Annotated in this window: 17 protein-coding genes; 11 read left to right on the forward strand and 6 right to left on the reverse strand. The window is 47.0% G+C overall.

All coding sequences use genetic code 11. From position 1 onward, the window contains the following. Positions 1-285: 285 nt before the first annotated feature. Together ACKKE8_RS12055 and ACKKE8_RS12060 are read right to left on the reverse strand one after the other, a co-directional pair. Positions 286-477, reverse strand: coding sequence for a hypothetical protein (locus ACKKE8_RS12055; protein ID WP_409178360.1), 192 nt, complete (start codon positions 475-477; stop codon positions 286-288). Between the two features lie 6 nt (positions 478-483). After that, a complete protein-coding gene (locus ACKKE8_RS12060; RefSeq protein ID WP_409178361.1) occupies positions 484-885 on the reverse strand; it encodes a hypothetical protein in 402 nt (133 codons plus the stop codon). 155 nt (positions 886-1,040) lie between these two features. Between ACKKE8_RS12060 and ACKKE8_RS12065 the strand changes: the two genes are divergently transcribed. Then, positions 1,041-1,367, forward strand: a complete 327-nt coding sequence (locus tag ACKKE8_RS12065) for a hypothetical protein (protein ID WP_409178362.1) — start codon at positions 1,041-1,043, stop codon at positions 1,365-1,367. Here ACKKE8_RS12065 and uvsE read toward each other — a convergent pair. Next, positions 1,326-2,252 carry a UV DNA damage repair endonuclease UvsE gene (gene uvsE / locus ACKKE8_RS12070; RefSeq protein ID WP_409178363.1) on the reverse strand — a complete coding sequence of 309 codons (927 nt, stop codon included), beginning with the start codon at positions 2,250-2,252 and terminating at the stop codon, positions 1,326-1,328. The genes ACKKE8_RS12065 and uvsE overlap by 42 nt on opposite strands. Positions 2,253-2,442: 190 nt before the next feature. Between uvsE and ACKKE8_RS12075 the strand changes: the two genes are divergently transcribed. From ACKKE8_RS12075 to ACKKE8_RS12115, 9 genes are all read left to right on the forward strand, one after another. Further along, a complete protein-coding gene (locus ACKKE8_RS12075) occupies positions 2,443-4,521 on the forward strand; it encodes a putative bifunctional diguanylate cyclase/phosphodiesterase (RefSeq protein WP_409178364.1) in 2,079 nt (692 codons plus the stop codon). A 145-nt stretch (positions 4,522-4,666) separates the two neighbouring features. Beyond that, positions 4,667-4,816, forward strand: coding sequence for a hypothetical protein (locus tag ACKKE8_RS12080; protein WP_017247826.1), 150 nt, complete (start codon positions 4,667-4,669; stop codon positions 4,814-4,816). Between the two features lie 4 nt (positions 4,817-4,820). Beyond that, positions 4,821-6,353, forward strand: a complete 1,533-nt coding sequence (locus tag ACKKE8_RS12085) for an amino acid permease (protein ID WP_409178365.1) — start codon at positions 4,821-4,823, stop codon at positions 6,351-6,353. A 142-nt stretch (positions 6,354-6,495) separates the two neighbouring features. Then, positions 6,496-6,957, forward strand: a complete 462-nt coding sequence (locus ACKKE8_RS12090) for a hypothetical protein (protein ID WP_409178366.1) — start codon at positions 6,496-6,498, stop codon at positions 6,955-6,957. A 276-nt stretch (positions 6,958-7,233) separates the two neighbouring features. Beyond that, entirely contained in the window at positions 7,234-8,409 is a 1,176-nt protein-coding gene (locus ACKKE8_RS12095; RefSeq protein WP_409178367.1) for an amidohydrolase, read from the forward strand. 27 nt (positions 8,410-8,436) lie between these two features. Beyond that, positions 8,437-9,267: a DUF3100 domain-containing protein gene (locus tag ACKKE8_RS12100; protein WP_251251716.1), complete on the forward strand. Its 831-nt coding sequence runs from the start codon at positions 8,437-8,439 to the stop codon at positions 9,265-9,267. Then, positions 9,264-9,701, forward strand: coding sequence for a hypothetical protein (locus ACKKE8_RS12105; RefSeq protein ID WP_409178368.1), 438 nt, complete (start codon positions 9,264-9,266; stop codon positions 9,699-9,701). Before ACKKE8_RS12100 ends, ACKKE8_RS12105 begins: the two co-directional genes overlap by 4 nt. 93 nt (positions 9,702-9,794) lie before the next feature. Then, complete coding sequence (locus tag ACKKE8_RS12110; RefSeq protein WP_409178369.1) at positions 9,795-10,583, forward strand: ABC transporter ATP-binding protein; 789 nt, start codon at positions 9,795-9,797, stop codon at positions 10,581-10,583. A 99-nt stretch (positions 10,584-10,682) separates the two neighbouring features. Then, a complete protein-coding gene (locus tag ACKKE8_RS12115; RefSeq protein ID WP_409178370.1) occupies positions 10,683-11,372 on the forward strand; it encodes an MBL fold metallo-hydrolase in 690 nt (229 codons plus the stop codon). Between the two features lie 53 nt (positions 11,373-11,425). On the opposite strand, the gene ACKKE8_RS12120 is transcribed toward ACKKE8_RS12115, so the two are convergent. The 3 genes from ACKKE8_RS12120 to ACKKE8_RS12130 all read right to left on the reverse strand — a co-directional run bounded on the left by ACKKE8_RS12120 (position 11,426) and on the right by ACKKE8_RS12130 (position 14,907). Continuing rightward, a complete protein-coding gene (locus tag ACKKE8_RS12120) occupies positions 11,426-12,073 on the reverse strand; it encodes a SurA N-terminal domain-containing protein (RefSeq protein WP_409178371.1) in 648 nt (215 codons plus the stop codon). Between the two features lie 108 nt (positions 12,074-12,181). Continuing rightward, the gene (locus ACKKE8_RS12125) at positions 12,182-12,868 is read right to left on the reverse strand and encodes a lipopolysaccharide assembly protein LapB (RefSeq protein WP_048032371.1); all 687 of its coding nucleotides are present in this window, start codon (positions 12,866-12,868) and stop codon (positions 12,182-12,184) included. Between the two features lie 80 nt (positions 12,869-12,948). Further along, on the reverse strand, positions 12,949-14,907 hold the full coding sequence (locus ACKKE8_RS12130) for a beta-propeller domain-containing protein (protein ID WP_409178372.1): 1,959 nt from the start codon (positions 14,905-14,907) through the stop codon (positions 12,949-12,951). A gap of 182 nt (positions 14,908-15,089) precedes the next feature. Between ACKKE8_RS12130 and ACKKE8_RS12135 the strand changes: the two genes are divergently transcribed. Beyond that, positions 15,090-16,625: a fumarate hydratase gene (locus tag ACKKE8_RS12135; protein ID WP_409178373.1), complete on the forward strand. Its 1,536-nt coding sequence runs from the start codon at positions 15,090-15,092 to the stop codon at positions 16,623-16,625. Positions 16,626-16,736: the final 111 nt, after the last annotated feature.

Genomic DNA, 16,736 nt, shown 5'->3' on the forward strand with positions numbered 1-16,736 from the left:
GGGTTAGGACATCATATCCTAACCCCTCGCTCGAGAGCATGTATGTGATTGGATGAAAACGTGGAAGCCTGCATTCGTCGCGGCATACGTTCTTCCTCACTTTCGTTCATATGCAACTGTCTGATTATTTTAGCTATTGCTATCATTGTATCAAATGCCTACGTGCAGTCAAGATGATCTTGTCACGGCGGCTTCGCTAGAGAGCAAAAAACGGGCTTAGTCCATTTTTTCAAACTGGGCGAGAGTCGTCTCTCGAGCTGGTTAAATGTCATACCATGTACTGTGTTATTTCATCCGAAAGGACGTGTAGAATTCCGTGGAAAAGCGACGTAAGATGCCGCCTATGCCTACCGCACTCCCAAGGCGTCCTAAAGAAATGCCGAAGCCGCCTTCTTCAGCGATGCCATTGCCATCTCCATCGATGCCGTCACCTATGATGCCTTCTCCTGAAAAGCCCAAGTCGGAAAGTCCAATCAATCCGAATCATTCTATTCCTGCGCGCCCAATGCCGCAAAAACCGATCATGCCTGCTCCCAATCTGGCTAACCCGAACGTGCCAAACGTCATGCCGCCAAATCGGATGCCAGCGAATCCAATGCCACTAAATCCAATGCCAATGCCACCGAACCGGATGCCAGCAAACCCTATGCCTAACGCTTCACCGAATGTAAGGCCAAATGAGAGCCCAAACATGAGGCCAAATGTAAGACCCAATGTAAGACCCAATGTGAGACCAAACGTGCGACCGAATGAGAGTCCAAACATGAGACCGAATGTCAGACCAAATGTCCGGCCAAACGAAAGTCCAAACATGAGGCCAAATGTCGGACCAAATGTAAGGCCGAATGTCAGACCAAATGTGCGGCCGAATGAAAGTCCAAACATGATGCCAAATCTAAGACCGAATATCAGACCAAATATCAGACCGAATGTTAGGCCCAATGCGCGACCAAATGAGAATATAGGAAGGGATCTGGAGCTGTACCTGTTCAAATTCCAGTTCCATATGGACCGGATGCAGTATTTCCGCCACAAATGCGATGAGCATCGTGAAAATCGCCGCAAATACATGGAATACCGCAGACATTACAAGCATCATGAACGGAGAATGCATCATTATCATGACCGTTGCCAATTATGGAATGACGGTAGCAGTTCCTTTGGTCGGGGCTCATCATCTTCGGGTGGCAGTGGCTCCTCCTCCTCCGGATACAATTACCGACATAGACGGGGTCATAGACGAGGGCGTGGGTGTGACTGCGGATGTTCATTTTAAAGCGCACGAGGAAGGACGCCAGCTAATTAAGCGGCGTCCTTTTCCATACTCAATTCGTAAATGCTTCCACAGCGACTCCTTTTTTCTTTAACTCGCGCCTTAAAGTAAGGAGGGCATCATCTTTGTTTTTGCATTCCAATATGATGTCCACATTGTAATCGGCAAGCGCACTGACGAATGTAAGGAACGCCTCTGGATCAATATCGTCTGCATGAGCGCGAAAATCTTTTGCTGACTTAGGCGAGGACATGTGCATCTTCGGTGTGCGCTCTCCCCAGGTTTGAATAATGCGTGGAAGGTATTCCGTCCAATCTTCGCCATCAGAATGGCAGTTGTGGTGGTGAATATCGAGCACCATCGGCACACCGATCCGTTCGCACAGCTCCAGTACCTCGCGCATGGTAAAAGACATGTCATCGTTTTCAACGACTAATCGACGTTTGACGTTTTCAGGAAGCAGCTCGAAGTTGGATGCAAATCGATCGAGAGAAGCGGCCTTGTCTTCGTATACTCCTCCCACATGCGTCACCAAGACGGAATTATCGTCGAGCCCCAGTAAATCAAACACTTTTGCATGGTAGGAAAAATCGGCAATCGTCGATTCCAGCACAGAAGGCTTGTCGCTGTTCAATATGCTGTAATGTCCAGGATGAGCTGTCAAACGAATGCCATGATTGCGGATATATTTCCCTGCCTTTTGGAAGTCCCATGCGAATTCCTTTGCCCAATCCCATTCAGCTGCTACTGAATGAGTAGCGAGTGGAACAAATTCAGAAGGAAGTCGATACAAAAAGATATGATTTTCTACATTGTAAGCAAGCAAATCCATTAAATTGAAAAAGTTTGCCTGCATAACTTGCCGCAGCTTTTTTAACCGAGCTTGGGGATCTAATTTATTTACTTGGGCAACCGTCGTTTTTTTGTTTGGATTGTTTTTCGTCTTTACACTGATGCAGGCATAGCCCATACGGATCAAGGAAATCTCCCTCCTTTGCAGCAGCATTCCTTTGTAGTATCTCCAAAACGGGAACGTCGTCGGCTTCTTGCCAGAGAATTATAAAACGGATAAGATGGGAGAATGTCACAGGCACGCCGATAAACTTTCCCTGAAAGCGCGGACGTTCTTCGTGAGTAGACTTGGGTAGAGGTTTTTGAAGGAGAATGTAATGAATAGTCTTGACCAATCCTATAGTATGACTCTGGTTTTTCTCTCCTATTTTATTTCAGCAATGGCGTCATACACAGCATTAGATCTAGGCGCACGTCTCCATTATGCAAAAGGCAGGGGACGTGTGTTTTGGTTATGTGCTGGAGCCGTCTCCATGGGGCTTGGTATTTGGGCTATGCATTTTGTTGCCATGCTTGCCTTGCATCTGCCGATCGCCGTCCAGTATGATAATCTGATTGTATTTTTCTCGATTGTTTTGGCCGTTTTATCATCAGCGCTTACATTATGGATCGTGAGCGAGCAGTCCATGTCCAAAACGAGGGTAGTAACAGGATCGGTTGCCATTGGATCTGGTATCGCCGGAATGCATTATACAGGGATGGACAAGCAGTTCGCAGGGAAGAGCTTGCGCGTACTAGAAAGTGACCAACGCTATAAATCGCTATTTGAGCACAATTACGATGGGGTGATCTTTTACTCGATCGATGGTAGCCAAAGCGTCATGAATCCTGCGGCGATGCGATTGACAAGGGAACAGAGCTTGCCTCTCGAAAAATTAATGGCGATGTGTACTTCTAGAGATGCCGAGCTCATATCGACACATTTTACAAATGCAGTGCAAGGTGAGGCGCGCAACTACGAGATCACCTTGACCACGAGCGAGGGTCGTCAGCTTCATCTTAACATGACCCATACCCCCGTATTTGTCGATCAGCAGATTACGGGTGTCTTTATGATTGTGAGAGACATTACCAATAAGAAAGAATACGAGGCAAAAATCAATTATCTCGCTTTTCACGATTCGTTGACTGGTTTACCGAATCGCCGTTTTGTCGAACAGCAACTGGATCAGGTGATCATGGAGGCACAAAAAACGGATCAGCAAGTATACGTGCTGTTTCTGGATCTCGACCATTTCAAGCTGGTAAACGATTCCTTGGGGCATGATTTTGGTGACCTGTTACTTCAAGAAGCCTCCTTGCGTTTGCAGGATTGTGTGGGTGAAAAAGGAACGGTGAGCAGGCTTGCCGGAGACGAATTCATGGTGATTCTTACAGATGTCACGGAAAAAGAAGTTTCATCCATGGCAAATGAAATCAACCAAAGGATTGAACAAGCATTTTTTATCCATGGGCACGAACTGTACATAACGACGAGTATCGGAATTTCTAGATATCCAGAGGATGGGCAAGACAGAAGTGTCTTGATGCGTAACGCAGATGCGGCGATGTATGCAGCCAAAGACAAAGGGAAGAACAGTTTCCACCTGTACGTACCGAATCTGGAGCAAACAGTGAATGACAAAATGAATATTCAAAATGAATTGAATCGCGCTTTGGCCAGGCAAGAATTTTTATTGCATTACCAGCCACAGGTATGTGCCAAATCAGGCGCAATCGTTGGCGTAGAAGCGTTGATTCGTTGGGATCATCCTGAACGAGGCTTGCTTTTGCCAGACCAGTTCATCTCTGTAGCAGAAGAAACCGGGTTGATCGTACCGATTGGAGAATGGGTGCTGCGGACGGCTTGCAAACAGAACAAGCAATGGCAAGAGCAAGGACTCATGCCGCTTCGGGTAGCTGTTAATCTATCTGCGCGTCAATTCCTCAAACAAGACTTTACCCAGATGGTCGCTGAGATTCTGCACCAGACAGGGTTGGCACCGGAATACTTGGAGCTGGAAATCACAGAAAGCAGCATGATCGACGTGCAACGCGCCACACAGGCATTGAAGGAACTGAAGCAATTAGGGGTGCACGTTGCGATTGACGATTTTGGAACGGGCTACAGTTCTCTCTACTATCTGAAAGAATTTCCGTTGAATCGTTTGAAAATAGATCGCTCGTTTGTACGCGACATGATTGAACAGCCTTCCAATCAGGCCATCGTGTCCACGATTATTTCCATGGCGCATCATTTACAACTGCATGTGATCGCGGAAGGGGTAGAGACAAAGGAGGAGCTTGCGTTTTTGCAGGAGCATCTGTGTGAAGAAGTGCAAGGGTATTTATTCAGCAGACCATTACCAAGTGAAGACGTAGCGTTTTATTTGCAAGCCCAAACAGGCGCTAGTTAAACAAGAGGAGCAGCTCACATGAGTTGCTCTTTTGTTTTGCATCCGCCAGCCAAATGAGGTGGTATAGCTGTCAATTTGGCACGTAAAATGTACTATTCCTGCGAACTTGTCAAGGAATTGCATCTAGGACGAAAGGAGGGAGAGAATGCTGGCTCTAGGTGTCGTCTTATTGCTGTTTACCATTGGAGTTGCGATTGCCATTGGGTATCGGGCAAACGAAAGCGTCCGGCAATTTGATGAAAGCGCGCATGAGAGTTTTATCGGTTCCCAAGCAGAGAAGGGAAGGGAGGGATAACGAAATGCGGCAGGAAAAAGAACAGCAATTACTCGAGGATAAGAGAGACCTGAACAAGTTTGGTTATGCGCAGGAATTACTGAGAGATATGGGTGGCTTTTCGAACTTTGCGATCTCATTTTCGATTATCTCTATTTTGACAGGTGCAGTATCCTTGTACGGGCACGGATTACTGTATGGCGGTTCTGGCATGATGGGCTTCGGATGGACCTTGGTAGCGTTATTCGTCATTCTGATTGCGGCATCCATGTCCGAACTTGCATCAGCGATCCCTACAGCTGGAGCGCTGTATCACTGGGCAGCTATTTTAGGAAGCAAACGGTGGGGCTGGTACACAGCTTGGATCAATCTCATCGGCCAAATCGGGATTGTCGCAGGTATTGACTATTCGTTCTCTTTGTTTGCAGATCCGCTGCTCGCGAGTGCGTTTGGTTATACCTCAACAGAAACGACCACGTTAATCCTGTTCGGGATCACACTCCTTTTGCACGGTACGTTTAACCACATTGGAATTCGGCTCGTTGCCCGGCTAAATGACTTCTCCGCTTGGTACCATATTGGCGTCGTCGTCATACTCGTCGGAAGCCTCGTCTTTTTCTCCCGTCATGATTTGCAACCGATTGATTACCTCTTTCAAGTCGGTCAAACCTTTTCAGACAAACCGTACGCGATTGCTTTTTTAATTGGGTTGTTACAAGCGCAGTGGACGTTTACTGGCTATGATGCATCAGCACATACAATTGAAGAAACCATTAACCCGCGGGTTCGTGCTGCTTGGGGGATTTATACGTCTGTGGCCTTTTCCTTTATTTTTGGATTCATCATGCTTGCGTTTGTTACCTTGTCCATCAAAAACGCAGCGGCTGCGAGTGAAGCGGAAAATGCATTTATTTATGTGATTAGCGAGGCATTAGGCGGCACATTTGGTTCGGTGGTGCTGTGGCTGGTTACCTTTGCGATGTGGTTCTGTGGCTTGGCGTCCATTACTTCCTTTTCTCGAATGTTGTATGCGTTTTCACGTGACAAAGGAATGCCGTGGAGTCATCAGTGGGCGGAAATATCGACCAAGTACAGAACGCCAGCAAAAGCAATTTGGCTGGTTATCATTCTTTCCTTTGCGCTTGCTTTGTTCGATTACATCGTGAAAAGCATCAATCCGAATACGTCGTATACCACCTTGGCATTTCTTACGGCGGTAAGTGTCGTTGGGTTATATGTCGCCTACGGGATCCCGTTGTACCTCAAGCTCCGGGCGGAGTCGCAAGGGCTATTTCAGCGGAAGCATTACGGTCCCTGGCATTTGGGGAACTGGAGTCAACCCATTAATGTGTTGAGCTTGATTTGGATCATCTTCATTTCGATTATGATGGTGATTCCACCCAATCAGACAGCTGGGTATGCCTTGATAGCCATGTTTTTGGTGCTTCTGATCATGGATTTGGCTTATTACCGGAAGCATTTCAAGGGCCCGCAAGCTGCGCTGGGCAATTCGGAGGAAGACATTAAACGTCAGGAAGCAAAATTTCGGGACTCCTAATGGAAAAGAAGTTGGCAGAGCCTCCCTTATGTCAGTATTGGCATAAGGGATTTTTTTCGTTGAAAGCGGTTTTGCATAACGAATGGCAGAGGACGAAAAGCTATCAGTAGGAAGGAAATAGAAATTATTTGGGAGGAACGCGATGAAAAAGATGAGATGGGTATTGTTTGTGATGGGAATCGCGCTGATGGCTCAAGCAACGACGAGTTTGGTTCCACAGGTAAGCGCGTATGACGGATATGTGCGTGAAGGTAATTCCTCGAATCGGTATGAAGTCGCGGGTATTACAAATGCAGGCGCATTCGAAGCCTTTTTTGGAAAACTTCAAGAAGCGGTCAAAAAAAATGACAAGACAGAAGTAGCCAAACATATCAGGTATCCACTGCGTGTGAACAAAGACGGAAAAAGTCATTTTATCCGAGATGAACAGCAATTTTTGGAAGAGTATGATCGAATCATGACGGAGAAGTTAAAGGAAGCGTTTTTACAGCAAAAGGTAACGGATACGTTTGTCAATGATCAAGGTGTGATGGTAGGGAATGGAGAAATGTGGCTGGGGCAATTTTCGAATCGCTTTGTCGTTTTTGCAGTAAATGTAGAATAGGACCAGGGCTTTTCTCTAGAAAAGCTCCGACTATAGCAGAGTTAATGTTTTTATTGTTCCAAATAGTATATTTTACATGGACATTATCGAGAGAAAATTCTAAAATAACAAATAAATAGACAGCTACAGCTATTGATTCGACAGCTTTGTCCCTGTGGAATGGACGTTTGTTATTTTCATCGTTCCGTGATAGAATTCACAAAACGATATTTTTTTTAGTTAAACTTAACTGATTCGGAAAATTTTGAGGAAGAAAGAAAAAAAGGGAGTGATTGTGTGAGTTTGGATACAAAGAAATGGGCGGATGAAGTAGCTGAGCAGGTAGTCTCATGGCGACGATATCTCCATCAGCATCCAGAATTGTCGTTTGAAGAGGAGAAGACGTCTCAATTTATTTACGAAACGTTGGAATCTTTCGGGAATTTAGAGCTTTCGCGGCCAACCAAAACGAGTGTGGTCGCTCGATTGATCGGATCGCAGCCAGGAAAAGTTCTTGGTATTCGCGCTGACATGGATGCTCTCCCTATCCATGAAGAAAATGATGTGCCATATGCATCAGGAAAAGCTGGCGTGATGCACGCGTGCGGACATGACGGTCATACAGCGATGCTGTTGGGAGCCGCAAAAATTTTGTCCCAGTACAAGGATCAAATCAAAGGCGAGGTTCGTTTCTTCTTCCAGCATGCCGAGGAGCTGCCGCCGGGTGGCGCTGTTGAAATCGTAAGAGCTGGTGCAGCAGACGGACTGGATTCGATTATCGGCATTCATTTGGCATCGTACATGCCTGTCGGGAAATTCGGTGTACTATACGGGGCACTTACTTCATCGACAGATCGCTTCGATATCAAGATTCAAGGAAAAGGCGGGCACTCTTCGCAACCGGAAGCATCTGTTGACCCGATCGTCATTGGGGCACAGGTTATTACTGGCCTACAACAAATTGTATCCCGTAATGTGAGTGCGTTGGACAAGGTCGTTATTTCGGTGACGATGCTGAATGCAGGGACAGCTTATAACATCATTCCGGATTCGATGACACTGACGGGCTCCACACGCTGCTTCGATGCGGAGATTCGCCAAAACATTCCGATGTGGATTGAACGAATTGTCAAAGGAATTACGGAAGCGCATGGCGCAAGTTATGAATTGACGTTCTCACATGGCTACACATCGGTTGTCAACGACAAGCAGGTGACGAAGCTGATGGAGGATACGATCCGGGAGCGTTGGGGAGAAAAAGAGATTATTTACATTGATCCTTTGATGCCGGGTGAAGATTTCTCTGAGTATTTGAAAAAAGCTCCAGGCTGTTTTATTCAATTGGGTGCTGGCAATCCAGATAAAGGCTTTACGTATCCGCACCATCATCCACGCTTTGATTTTGATGAGGATGCAATGGTACGCGGTGTGGAATTGTTTATTCGGGCAGCTCAAAAAGTTGTCATGGAGTAGAGCGAGATAGAATGAGGGGGATGTTGTATGGCAGAGGCACGCGTCAATGAGTACAAGCTGCATTTTCTCGTACTTATTCTCGTCGCATTGACAGAATTTATCGGGACAAAAAAAATCAGTATTGGCATCGGGGTTATCGCTCTGTTTCCGATGCTCTACGCACTCGTTTTAGGCGGGGCAATCAGCTGGCCTAAGTTTAAATTTTTGAGCGAAAAAGAAATGAACGTCGCAGCCAATATTTTGGGTGTTTCGTTTTTGATCTTTATTGCGAAGCTGGGAGCGAATATCGGTCCTGAGCTGCCTAAGCTGCTCGGCTCAGGTGTATCCTTGATTGTTCAAGAGATGGGACACATTGTAGGGACAATTGCACTTGGCCTGCCAATCGCATTATGGCTAGGTCTGAAGCGAGAAGCAATTGGGGCTACTTATTCTCTCGATCGTGAGCCAAACTTGGCGATCATTGTAGATAAGTTTGGAGCAAACTCTGCTGAAGCTCGCGGCGCGCTGGGTGTATATATTTGCGGAACCTTGTTTGGTGCCATTTATATGTCGATTCTTGCAAGTATTTTAGGAAGCAGCGGGTTGTTTCACCCGATTTCTCTGGCGATGGGAGCTGCAGTTGGTTCCGGTAGTATGATGGCAGCAGCAACAGGCTCATTGGCTGTTATTTTCCCGGAAGCCCAAAAAGACATTGCCTTTTATTCCGGAGCGGCAAACTTGATGATGAGTATCGTCGGAACGTACGTATGTATCTTCTTCTCCTTGCCGGTCACACAAAAGCTGTATGCATGGCTTGAGCCTATCATTGGACGCAAAGGCGCTTCTTCTGCAGCAGAAGGAGGGAGAAAAAGCGCATGAATCAAATCTTGACGATTTTTATCATTGGCTTCATTGCTCTCATCGGTAACTGGATCGGTTATAAAGTACCAATCATGGAATCTTTGCCAGGTATTTTGCTCTTGGCGGTCATTACGTTGATCGGAATGGGCTTCACTCGCATTCTTCCGTTCAAATCTCCCGTCATTGTATGGATTTCTTTGTTTGCGATGCTTGCGACATCCCCGTTTTTTCCAGGGAACGAATATACAGCTGCTGCGATTGCCAAGATCAATCTGCTCGCATTGGCCACGCCGATTCTCGCGTATGCAGGTCTGTCACTCGGAAAAGACGTTCATCTATTCAAACAGCTTAGCTGGCGTATCGTAGTCGTGTCTCTCGTCGTCTTTACCGGCACGTTCCTATTCGCTACGTTGTTTGCAGAGATTGTATTTAAGATTCAAGGCATATTTTAACGAAACTGTTTTTGTGTTAGGGCCTCCGTGTGCTTCCATATGCCATGGAGGTTCTTTTCACATACAACTGTGAGAGTCAGGAGTGGAGAGAGCATGATCATTGATGTGAGAAAGGTTACCTGGCAAAGAGATGAAACAACCATTCTGCGAGACATTGCCTGGCAAGTGCAAGACAAGGAGCATTGGTGTTTAGTCGGTTTAAACGGCTCTGGTAAAACCAGTCTGTTGAATATTATTTGTGGCTATGTGTGGCCGACAAAGGGGGAGGTCAGTGTATTAGGCAATCTTTACGGAACAGTCGACTTGCGTGAGGTACGTAAATCAATCGGCTGGGTAAGCACAGCGCTGATGGCACAGCTTCACGAGCATGAAACCGCACTCCGTGTCGTATTGAGTGGACGAGAGGCAACCATCGGCTTGTATTCCGTTCCAGAGGAGGCGGACGTAGAGAAAGCGTCGGATTTACTCGATACATTTGGATGCCGTGCATTGAAAAACAGACGTTTTGCCGCTTTATCGCAAGGGGAGAGACAAAAAATACTGATTGCTCGTGCATTGATGGCTTCCCCTCGATTACTCATCCTAGACGAGCCTTGCACCGGACTGGACTTGCTTTCAAGAGAACAGCTGTTGGCCATGATTGAACAAATCGCCAAGCAGCCGAACGGGCCCACTCTCATTTATGTCACCCATCACATTGAAGAAATTTTGCCTTGTTTCACGCATACCTTGCTGCTAAAAGCGGGAGAAATAGACCAGGCTGGTAAAACAGATGAGGTCCTAACGGCAGAGCGTCTGACAAGCTTTTTCGGTGTACCTGTTCACATTCAACGCTCGCAAGGAAGATCTTGGGTAAGCTTAGGGGAAGAGGCGACTGTATGATCGTGTAGGATAAGTTTGGGCACGAGTCAGCACGGTTGTGCATGATTGTGTATAATAGCAATAAGAAATTGTATCTGGGAGGAGAGGAGAGATGGAGGCATGAACAATGTGATTGCACCAATCACAGACTCCACCTGGGCGATCATCACCTATGAGGAAGCGTGGAATAGCTACGTGAACAGCTATGTGATCAAACAAGGGAATGCCTTTGTATTGATTGATTCTCACCAGCGCAAGCAACGCTCTTATTTTCAACAGGCGTTGGGAGAGATCGGGGTCAAGCCAGAGCGAACGGAATATGTCTACTTCACTCATCGACATGCTGATCATATTGGAAATGCCGATATGTTCCCTTCTCGAAACAATTGGATTCACCTCGACGATTATTACGAACTGGACGATTTTTCACAGACGCTATTCGGCCATACGTTTACAGGTAGTGGGGGAGATCTGCCTTTCCTGCGTTTCCGACAGCTTTCTTTTCATACAGAAGGCTCTGTTGCCTTCTTTGATCCCCAGACGAAAATATGCTTTGTTGGCGATCATTTGTACTTTGAAAACACAGAACTCGGCCAAATCGTTGGCGGAGAAGTGAACTGTCGGACAGCTTATCAAGAACACTTGAAGCAATGGGTAGCACGTGAACCAGAGCGAGCCGTAGAGTTTACGGAGGGCTTGGAGATTTTGCAGGATTGGCCCATTGAGTATTTAGCCACTGGTCATGGCCCCATTCTTCATGGCGAAATCAAGGGGTTTTTGCAAGAATTGATTGCGATTGCCCGTCCGTAACGTAAAAAAGACTTGTGTGCCGCGTACTGCCGGCTTGCACAAGTCTTTTTGCATTACTTGCTGGAAGTTGTTATTTCTTGTTCTTCCACTTCTTTTTCTCTTTCCAAATCTTTATCCATGATTTGGACGTTATGCTTTTTATGCAATTCATCGATCCATTTATCCATATTATTTCGTTTGTTTCTGGATTTTACTTTTTCGATCACTTTCGGGCGAGCTTCTTCAAATGTTCCCTCGAACTTATCTTTGTTTTTCTCATAGTATTCCTTGATTTGTTCTTCGGTGATCGGGTTAGCCTTCTCGAACAGCTTGTCCCGTAGCATGACTGCGCGCACGCCTTCACGGAGTTCTTGCTCAGTCATTTGCTTTTCATCCAAATATTGTTGGAATCTCTCTGGTGATCCCATTTTTTCTTTGACTGGGTTCACACGGGCATCGAGTTCCTGATCGGTTACAGTAACTCCTTGTGCCGCGCCTTCCTGCTTGTACAGCTCCAAGGTGATGACATCAGCCATGACACGCTTACCGGCATCTTTTTTCAATTTGTCGTACATTTGCTCTTGGGTGATCGTCACATCGCCAATTTTGGCAACAGGGTTATCCGCAGAGAAAGCAGAATCTTTTCCAGGTGTACAGCCGGCTACAGCGAGACCGAGTACAAGTGCTGAGGCAGCAAGTATAGAAACATTGAATTTTTTCATTAAAAATACCTCACTTTCTTGATAGTAATACGACTGTGCATAGAGCAGCGTTACGGGGACAGGAAAATAAAAACCGCACACATAAAGCAATGTGCGGCCGTCAATCGATTAGCTGGCTTGTGTAGAGGCTTTTTTCCACTCTTCCAAGCGTTTTTCCAGTACGGTGTGATTCAGATGCAAAAGACTGGCTGATTTGTCCATCAATTGCTTGAGATGGGAAAGGGCTCGCTCGTAATTTCCTTTGGCAGCTTCAATCTCTGCCAAGCAGAATAGCTTCCAGTCTTTTGCCGATCGTTTGCTTGCGATCAGCTGGTAAGCTTCTATCGCACTCTCTACTTCACCCAAGCGGGCGTGCGAGCAGGCAATAAGAGCTAAGGAATCAGTCATTCCTTGATCACGCTGGTAAATACGAAACGCCACTTCCAAGGATTCGTTGTATCGTTCGGATGAATAGTATACGATCGCCAGGTTGTAAAACAAGTAGTGAATCATCGCTTGATTGAATAACGTTGGTCGTTCTTTGCAGACGTTGATTCCTTGAACGATATATTTTTCGGCCATTTCATAATTGCCAAGCATGATCTCATGTGTTGATTTATCCAGCATAGCGACAGCACGGGAACGGTTCTTCCGATAGGAAGCCTCCAGCCAGCGCAATCGAATATTCAAACGGCGTTTGAAAAGATTGGCCATGTACTGAAAGCGGAAGGGCCAGTGCAGGCGAATAAACATAACCAACAGCACAGCCGCAATCCCTGCCAGCGTTGATGTCAAATTAAAACTCAAATACTCCACGTAGTGACACCCTCTCTATTTACGCTGCATCTATTACCCCATCTTAGCACAGAACCCGTCCGCATGACAGAGCATTACCGCTATTTCGTCAATGGCAAGATATTCTCTTTTTTGGGGGTAGAGAGCTGCTGCGTCTTGACGTAATCGTCGGAAACGGTATAGAGCGTGTCGCCAATGGTGAGTATCCGTTTAATGTTACTGGAGCTGTCGTACCAGCCTTCGCCTGCTTTCGCGACGTCTTCCTTCGACAGATGGGTGATCTGATCTGTCAGTTGAAAACCTTTTTGCAGATCGAGCTGATATACATAGGCACCTTGGAAAGTAAAATGGCCGTACTCGCGCATATCGTTTTTGGCTTTTTGTTCAGCTGTTCGTTCGTGGACGGATACAGGGAAGGCTAGCAGATTTTTTTCTTTGGAGAACAGCAGAGCCTTGTGATTGCGCAACAGCTCGGAGTCTGTTCCTCTGTCCCCGATAACAGTCTTGAACTTTTCCTTCGGTTTCGTTACATCACTGACGTCAAAGAGGGCAATTTTCATCCCTTGGTAATACGCCCAGTCTTTATCTGATTCTGCCTCTTTGCCAAAACCGATGATATGGTTTTCATCATACGGGTGCAAGTAGTCGCTGTAACCTGGAATTTTGAGGGCCCCTAGTACGCTTGGAGCAGAAGGCTTCTTCAGATCGAGAACGAACAGCGGGTCGACTTTTTTGAAGGTGACCATGTAGGCACGATCTCCCATAAAACGGACAGAGTAAATGCGTTCTCTTGGAGCGATGCCTTCCAGCTTGCCGAATACCTCGAGCTTGTTGTCCAGTACGTACAAGTTGTTTTTTGATGTATGCTCATCGTCTCGCCACATGTTCCCGCTCGTGGTGGCGATCCGGAAATAGCCGTCGTTTTCATCCATGGAAAACTGGTTCAGAATGCGTCCGGGCACCGACCCTTTTCCTGTATACTGAATGTCTCCCTTGTTCATGGCAAAACGATAAATGGTTGTATCTGACTCAATGGGAGGTGCAATCAAAGGAGTTGTGGCTCCTTTTTGTTTAACGGCTACTGGTTGGGCATTGTTCTGGGTGACTGCTACAAACAGGTTTTTGGTGGATGCATAGATGTTCTCCCCAGCACCAAGATACGTATTCAGAGACATCTTTTGCTTGGAATCATCCAGATTCGCGCCAGCGACAATCAAATACTCGGGACGAAAGTGATCCGGGAAGTAACGAATCTCGCTGTAGGGAATGGTTTGGTATTGGTTATGATGGGCGCTGTCTTTATACGTTGGGCCTGGCAATTCTGCTTTCTCTTGCATAATACGATACGTATCCAGGTAATGGTTGGCTGTCACGTACAAGCTCGCGCCGATTTTGCGGGACGACATGTACTGGCCTTCCAGCTCCAGTTGACGAATGAGCCGAGGCTGTTTTTTGTCCGTGATATCGTAGATCATGGTTTTCACTGACTGCATGCCTTGGAAACGGGGGATGCCTCTTTTGGAAGCAGGACCAGGAGGATATGAGATGGTCTCATCCGCTTGCCCGATTACGATGAGTCTGCGATCGTCTACGAACATTTCTTGCGGTACGAATTTTCCATTGTCATAGCTGATACGGCTTGCGACCTTCATCTCGGTGGATGGATACGCTTTGATGATCCGCACTTCATTTTGCGTGGATTGATAAAGATAAGTTCCGTCTGATTTTACGATATCTGCTTCATCGACGCCCTGCACTTGTGTGTTCGTTGTGGAAAAATCACCGCGAATAGCGCCGCCGGAGGTGTCTGCTACTTTGTTGGCTGTGCTAGGTGCAGCTGCTGGCATAGCGGTACCCATTTCCATGGTGGCATAATGGTAGCTGTCCAGGCTTGATGATTGGATGAGCTTTTTTAGCTCCGCATAGGAACCGACTACTGGCAAATCCTCTGTAGATGCGGCTTGAACCGCTGGCTCCGCGACTGTACCCGTCGAGAACAGGAAGGGTATAGCGGTCACCACCAGTACGGAGGCGAGAAGCCCGGCAAATGTTCTTTTCATTTTAATCCCCCTCATATCTGCTTCTTGCCAAAATTTGTTGTCGGTAATAAGACGACGCACGTTTACGGAATGTTTCACACACTCTTTGGGTAGCAATCTACGGACAGGTGGGGGAGCGTGTGCTATAATAATAGGCGGTTTATGCTACCATTTACACCACTACGTCAAAAGGGGCGTCATAGATGGAAAACTTGAAGCAAAGCATTCTGGAACTCATCACGGATACTTCTACGAATCTACCACCAGACGTGCGTCGTGCCGTCAATGCAGCTAAAGTGAAAGAGGATCTTGGCACTCGTGCAGCGCTGTCTTTGTCTACGATTGCGCAAAACGTCGTCATGGCAGAAGAAAATGTTTCTCCGATCTGCCAAGATACGGGGATGCCAACTTTCGAAGTGAAAACTCCGGTTGGTGTCAACCAGTTGATCATTAAACAAGCAATCAAAGAAATGATTGCAGAAGCAACCAAAACAGGCAAGCTGCGTTCTAACTCCGTAGATTCCTTGACGGGTGAAAATACAGGGGACAACCTCGGACCAGGTACTCCTGTCATTCACTTCGAGCAATGGGAAGAGGATGAAATCGAAATCAAGCTGATTCTTAAAGGCGGCGGCTGTGAGAACAAGAACATCCAATACTCCCTGCCCTGTGAGCTTGAAGGCCTGGGCAAAGTGGGCCGCAACCTGGATGGTATTCGCAAGTGCATTTTGCACGCCGTATACCAAGCGCAAGGACAAGGCTGTAGTGCCGGCTTCATCGGCGTAGGAATCGGTGGCGATCGCACCTCTGGTTATTCACTGGCGAAGCATCAATTGTTCCGCAAAGTAGATGATGTCAATCCAATTGCTGATTTGGCTGCATTGGAAGACTACATCATGGAAACAGCGAACCAGCTCGGAATCGGAACCATGGGCTTCGGTGGTAACTCGACTCTGCTCGGCTGTAAAATCGGCGTGGAAAACCGCCTGCCAGCAAGCTTTTTCGTATCCGTTGCGTACAACTGCTGGGCATTCCGCCGTCAAGGTGTTCGCCTGAATCCGGAGACTGGCGAAATCCTCCGTTACCTTTATAAAGACGAAGAAGTGGCGATGGACTTGTCCCCGGTAGCAGCTACGGACGATGCGGGCGAAAAGCGCCGAGAGGTTGTTCTGGAAGCGCCAATCTCTGAAGAACAAATCCGCAACCTGCGAGTGGGCGATGTGGTCATTATCAATGGCGAAATGCACACAGGACGCGACGCCCTGCACAGCTACCTGATGGATCATGACTGTCCAGTGGACCTCAATGGAGGGGTCATTTACCATTGCGGTCCAGTTATGCTGAAGGACGAAGCAGGCGAGTGGCATGTAAAAGCGGCTGGCCCGACTACCTCCATTCGCGAGGAGCCGTACCAAGGCGAAATCATCAAGAAATTCGGAATCCGTGCCGTTATCGGAAAAGGCGGAATGGGTGCGAAAACCCTGAAAGCTTTGAACGAGCATGGCGCTGTGTACTTGAATGCGATTGGTGGAGCGGCCCAGTATTATGCAGAATGCTTGGAAAAAGTAGAAGGTGTCGACTTCATGGAATTCGGTATTCCAGAAGCGATGTGGCACCTGCGCGTAAAAGGCTTCGCAGCAATCGTCACCATGGATTCTCATGGCAATAGCTTGCACGCGGATGTGGAAAAGTCTTCCGCAGAGAAATTGGCTCAGTTTGCAGCACCTGTATTTAAATAAGGAATGTAACACGAAAGCCTCTGGCGCACTTCACGTGCTGCCGGAGGCTTTTTTTCAAACTAAGCGGGAGAGTAGAAGGAAATAGTTGGATAGATGATGAACTTTCGAGGG

Source organism: Brevibacillus fortis (assembly GCF_046196545.1).
Taxonomy (GTDB): Bacteria; Bacillota; Bacilli; order Brevibacillales; family Brevibacillaceae; genus Brevibacillus; species Brevibacillus fortis_A.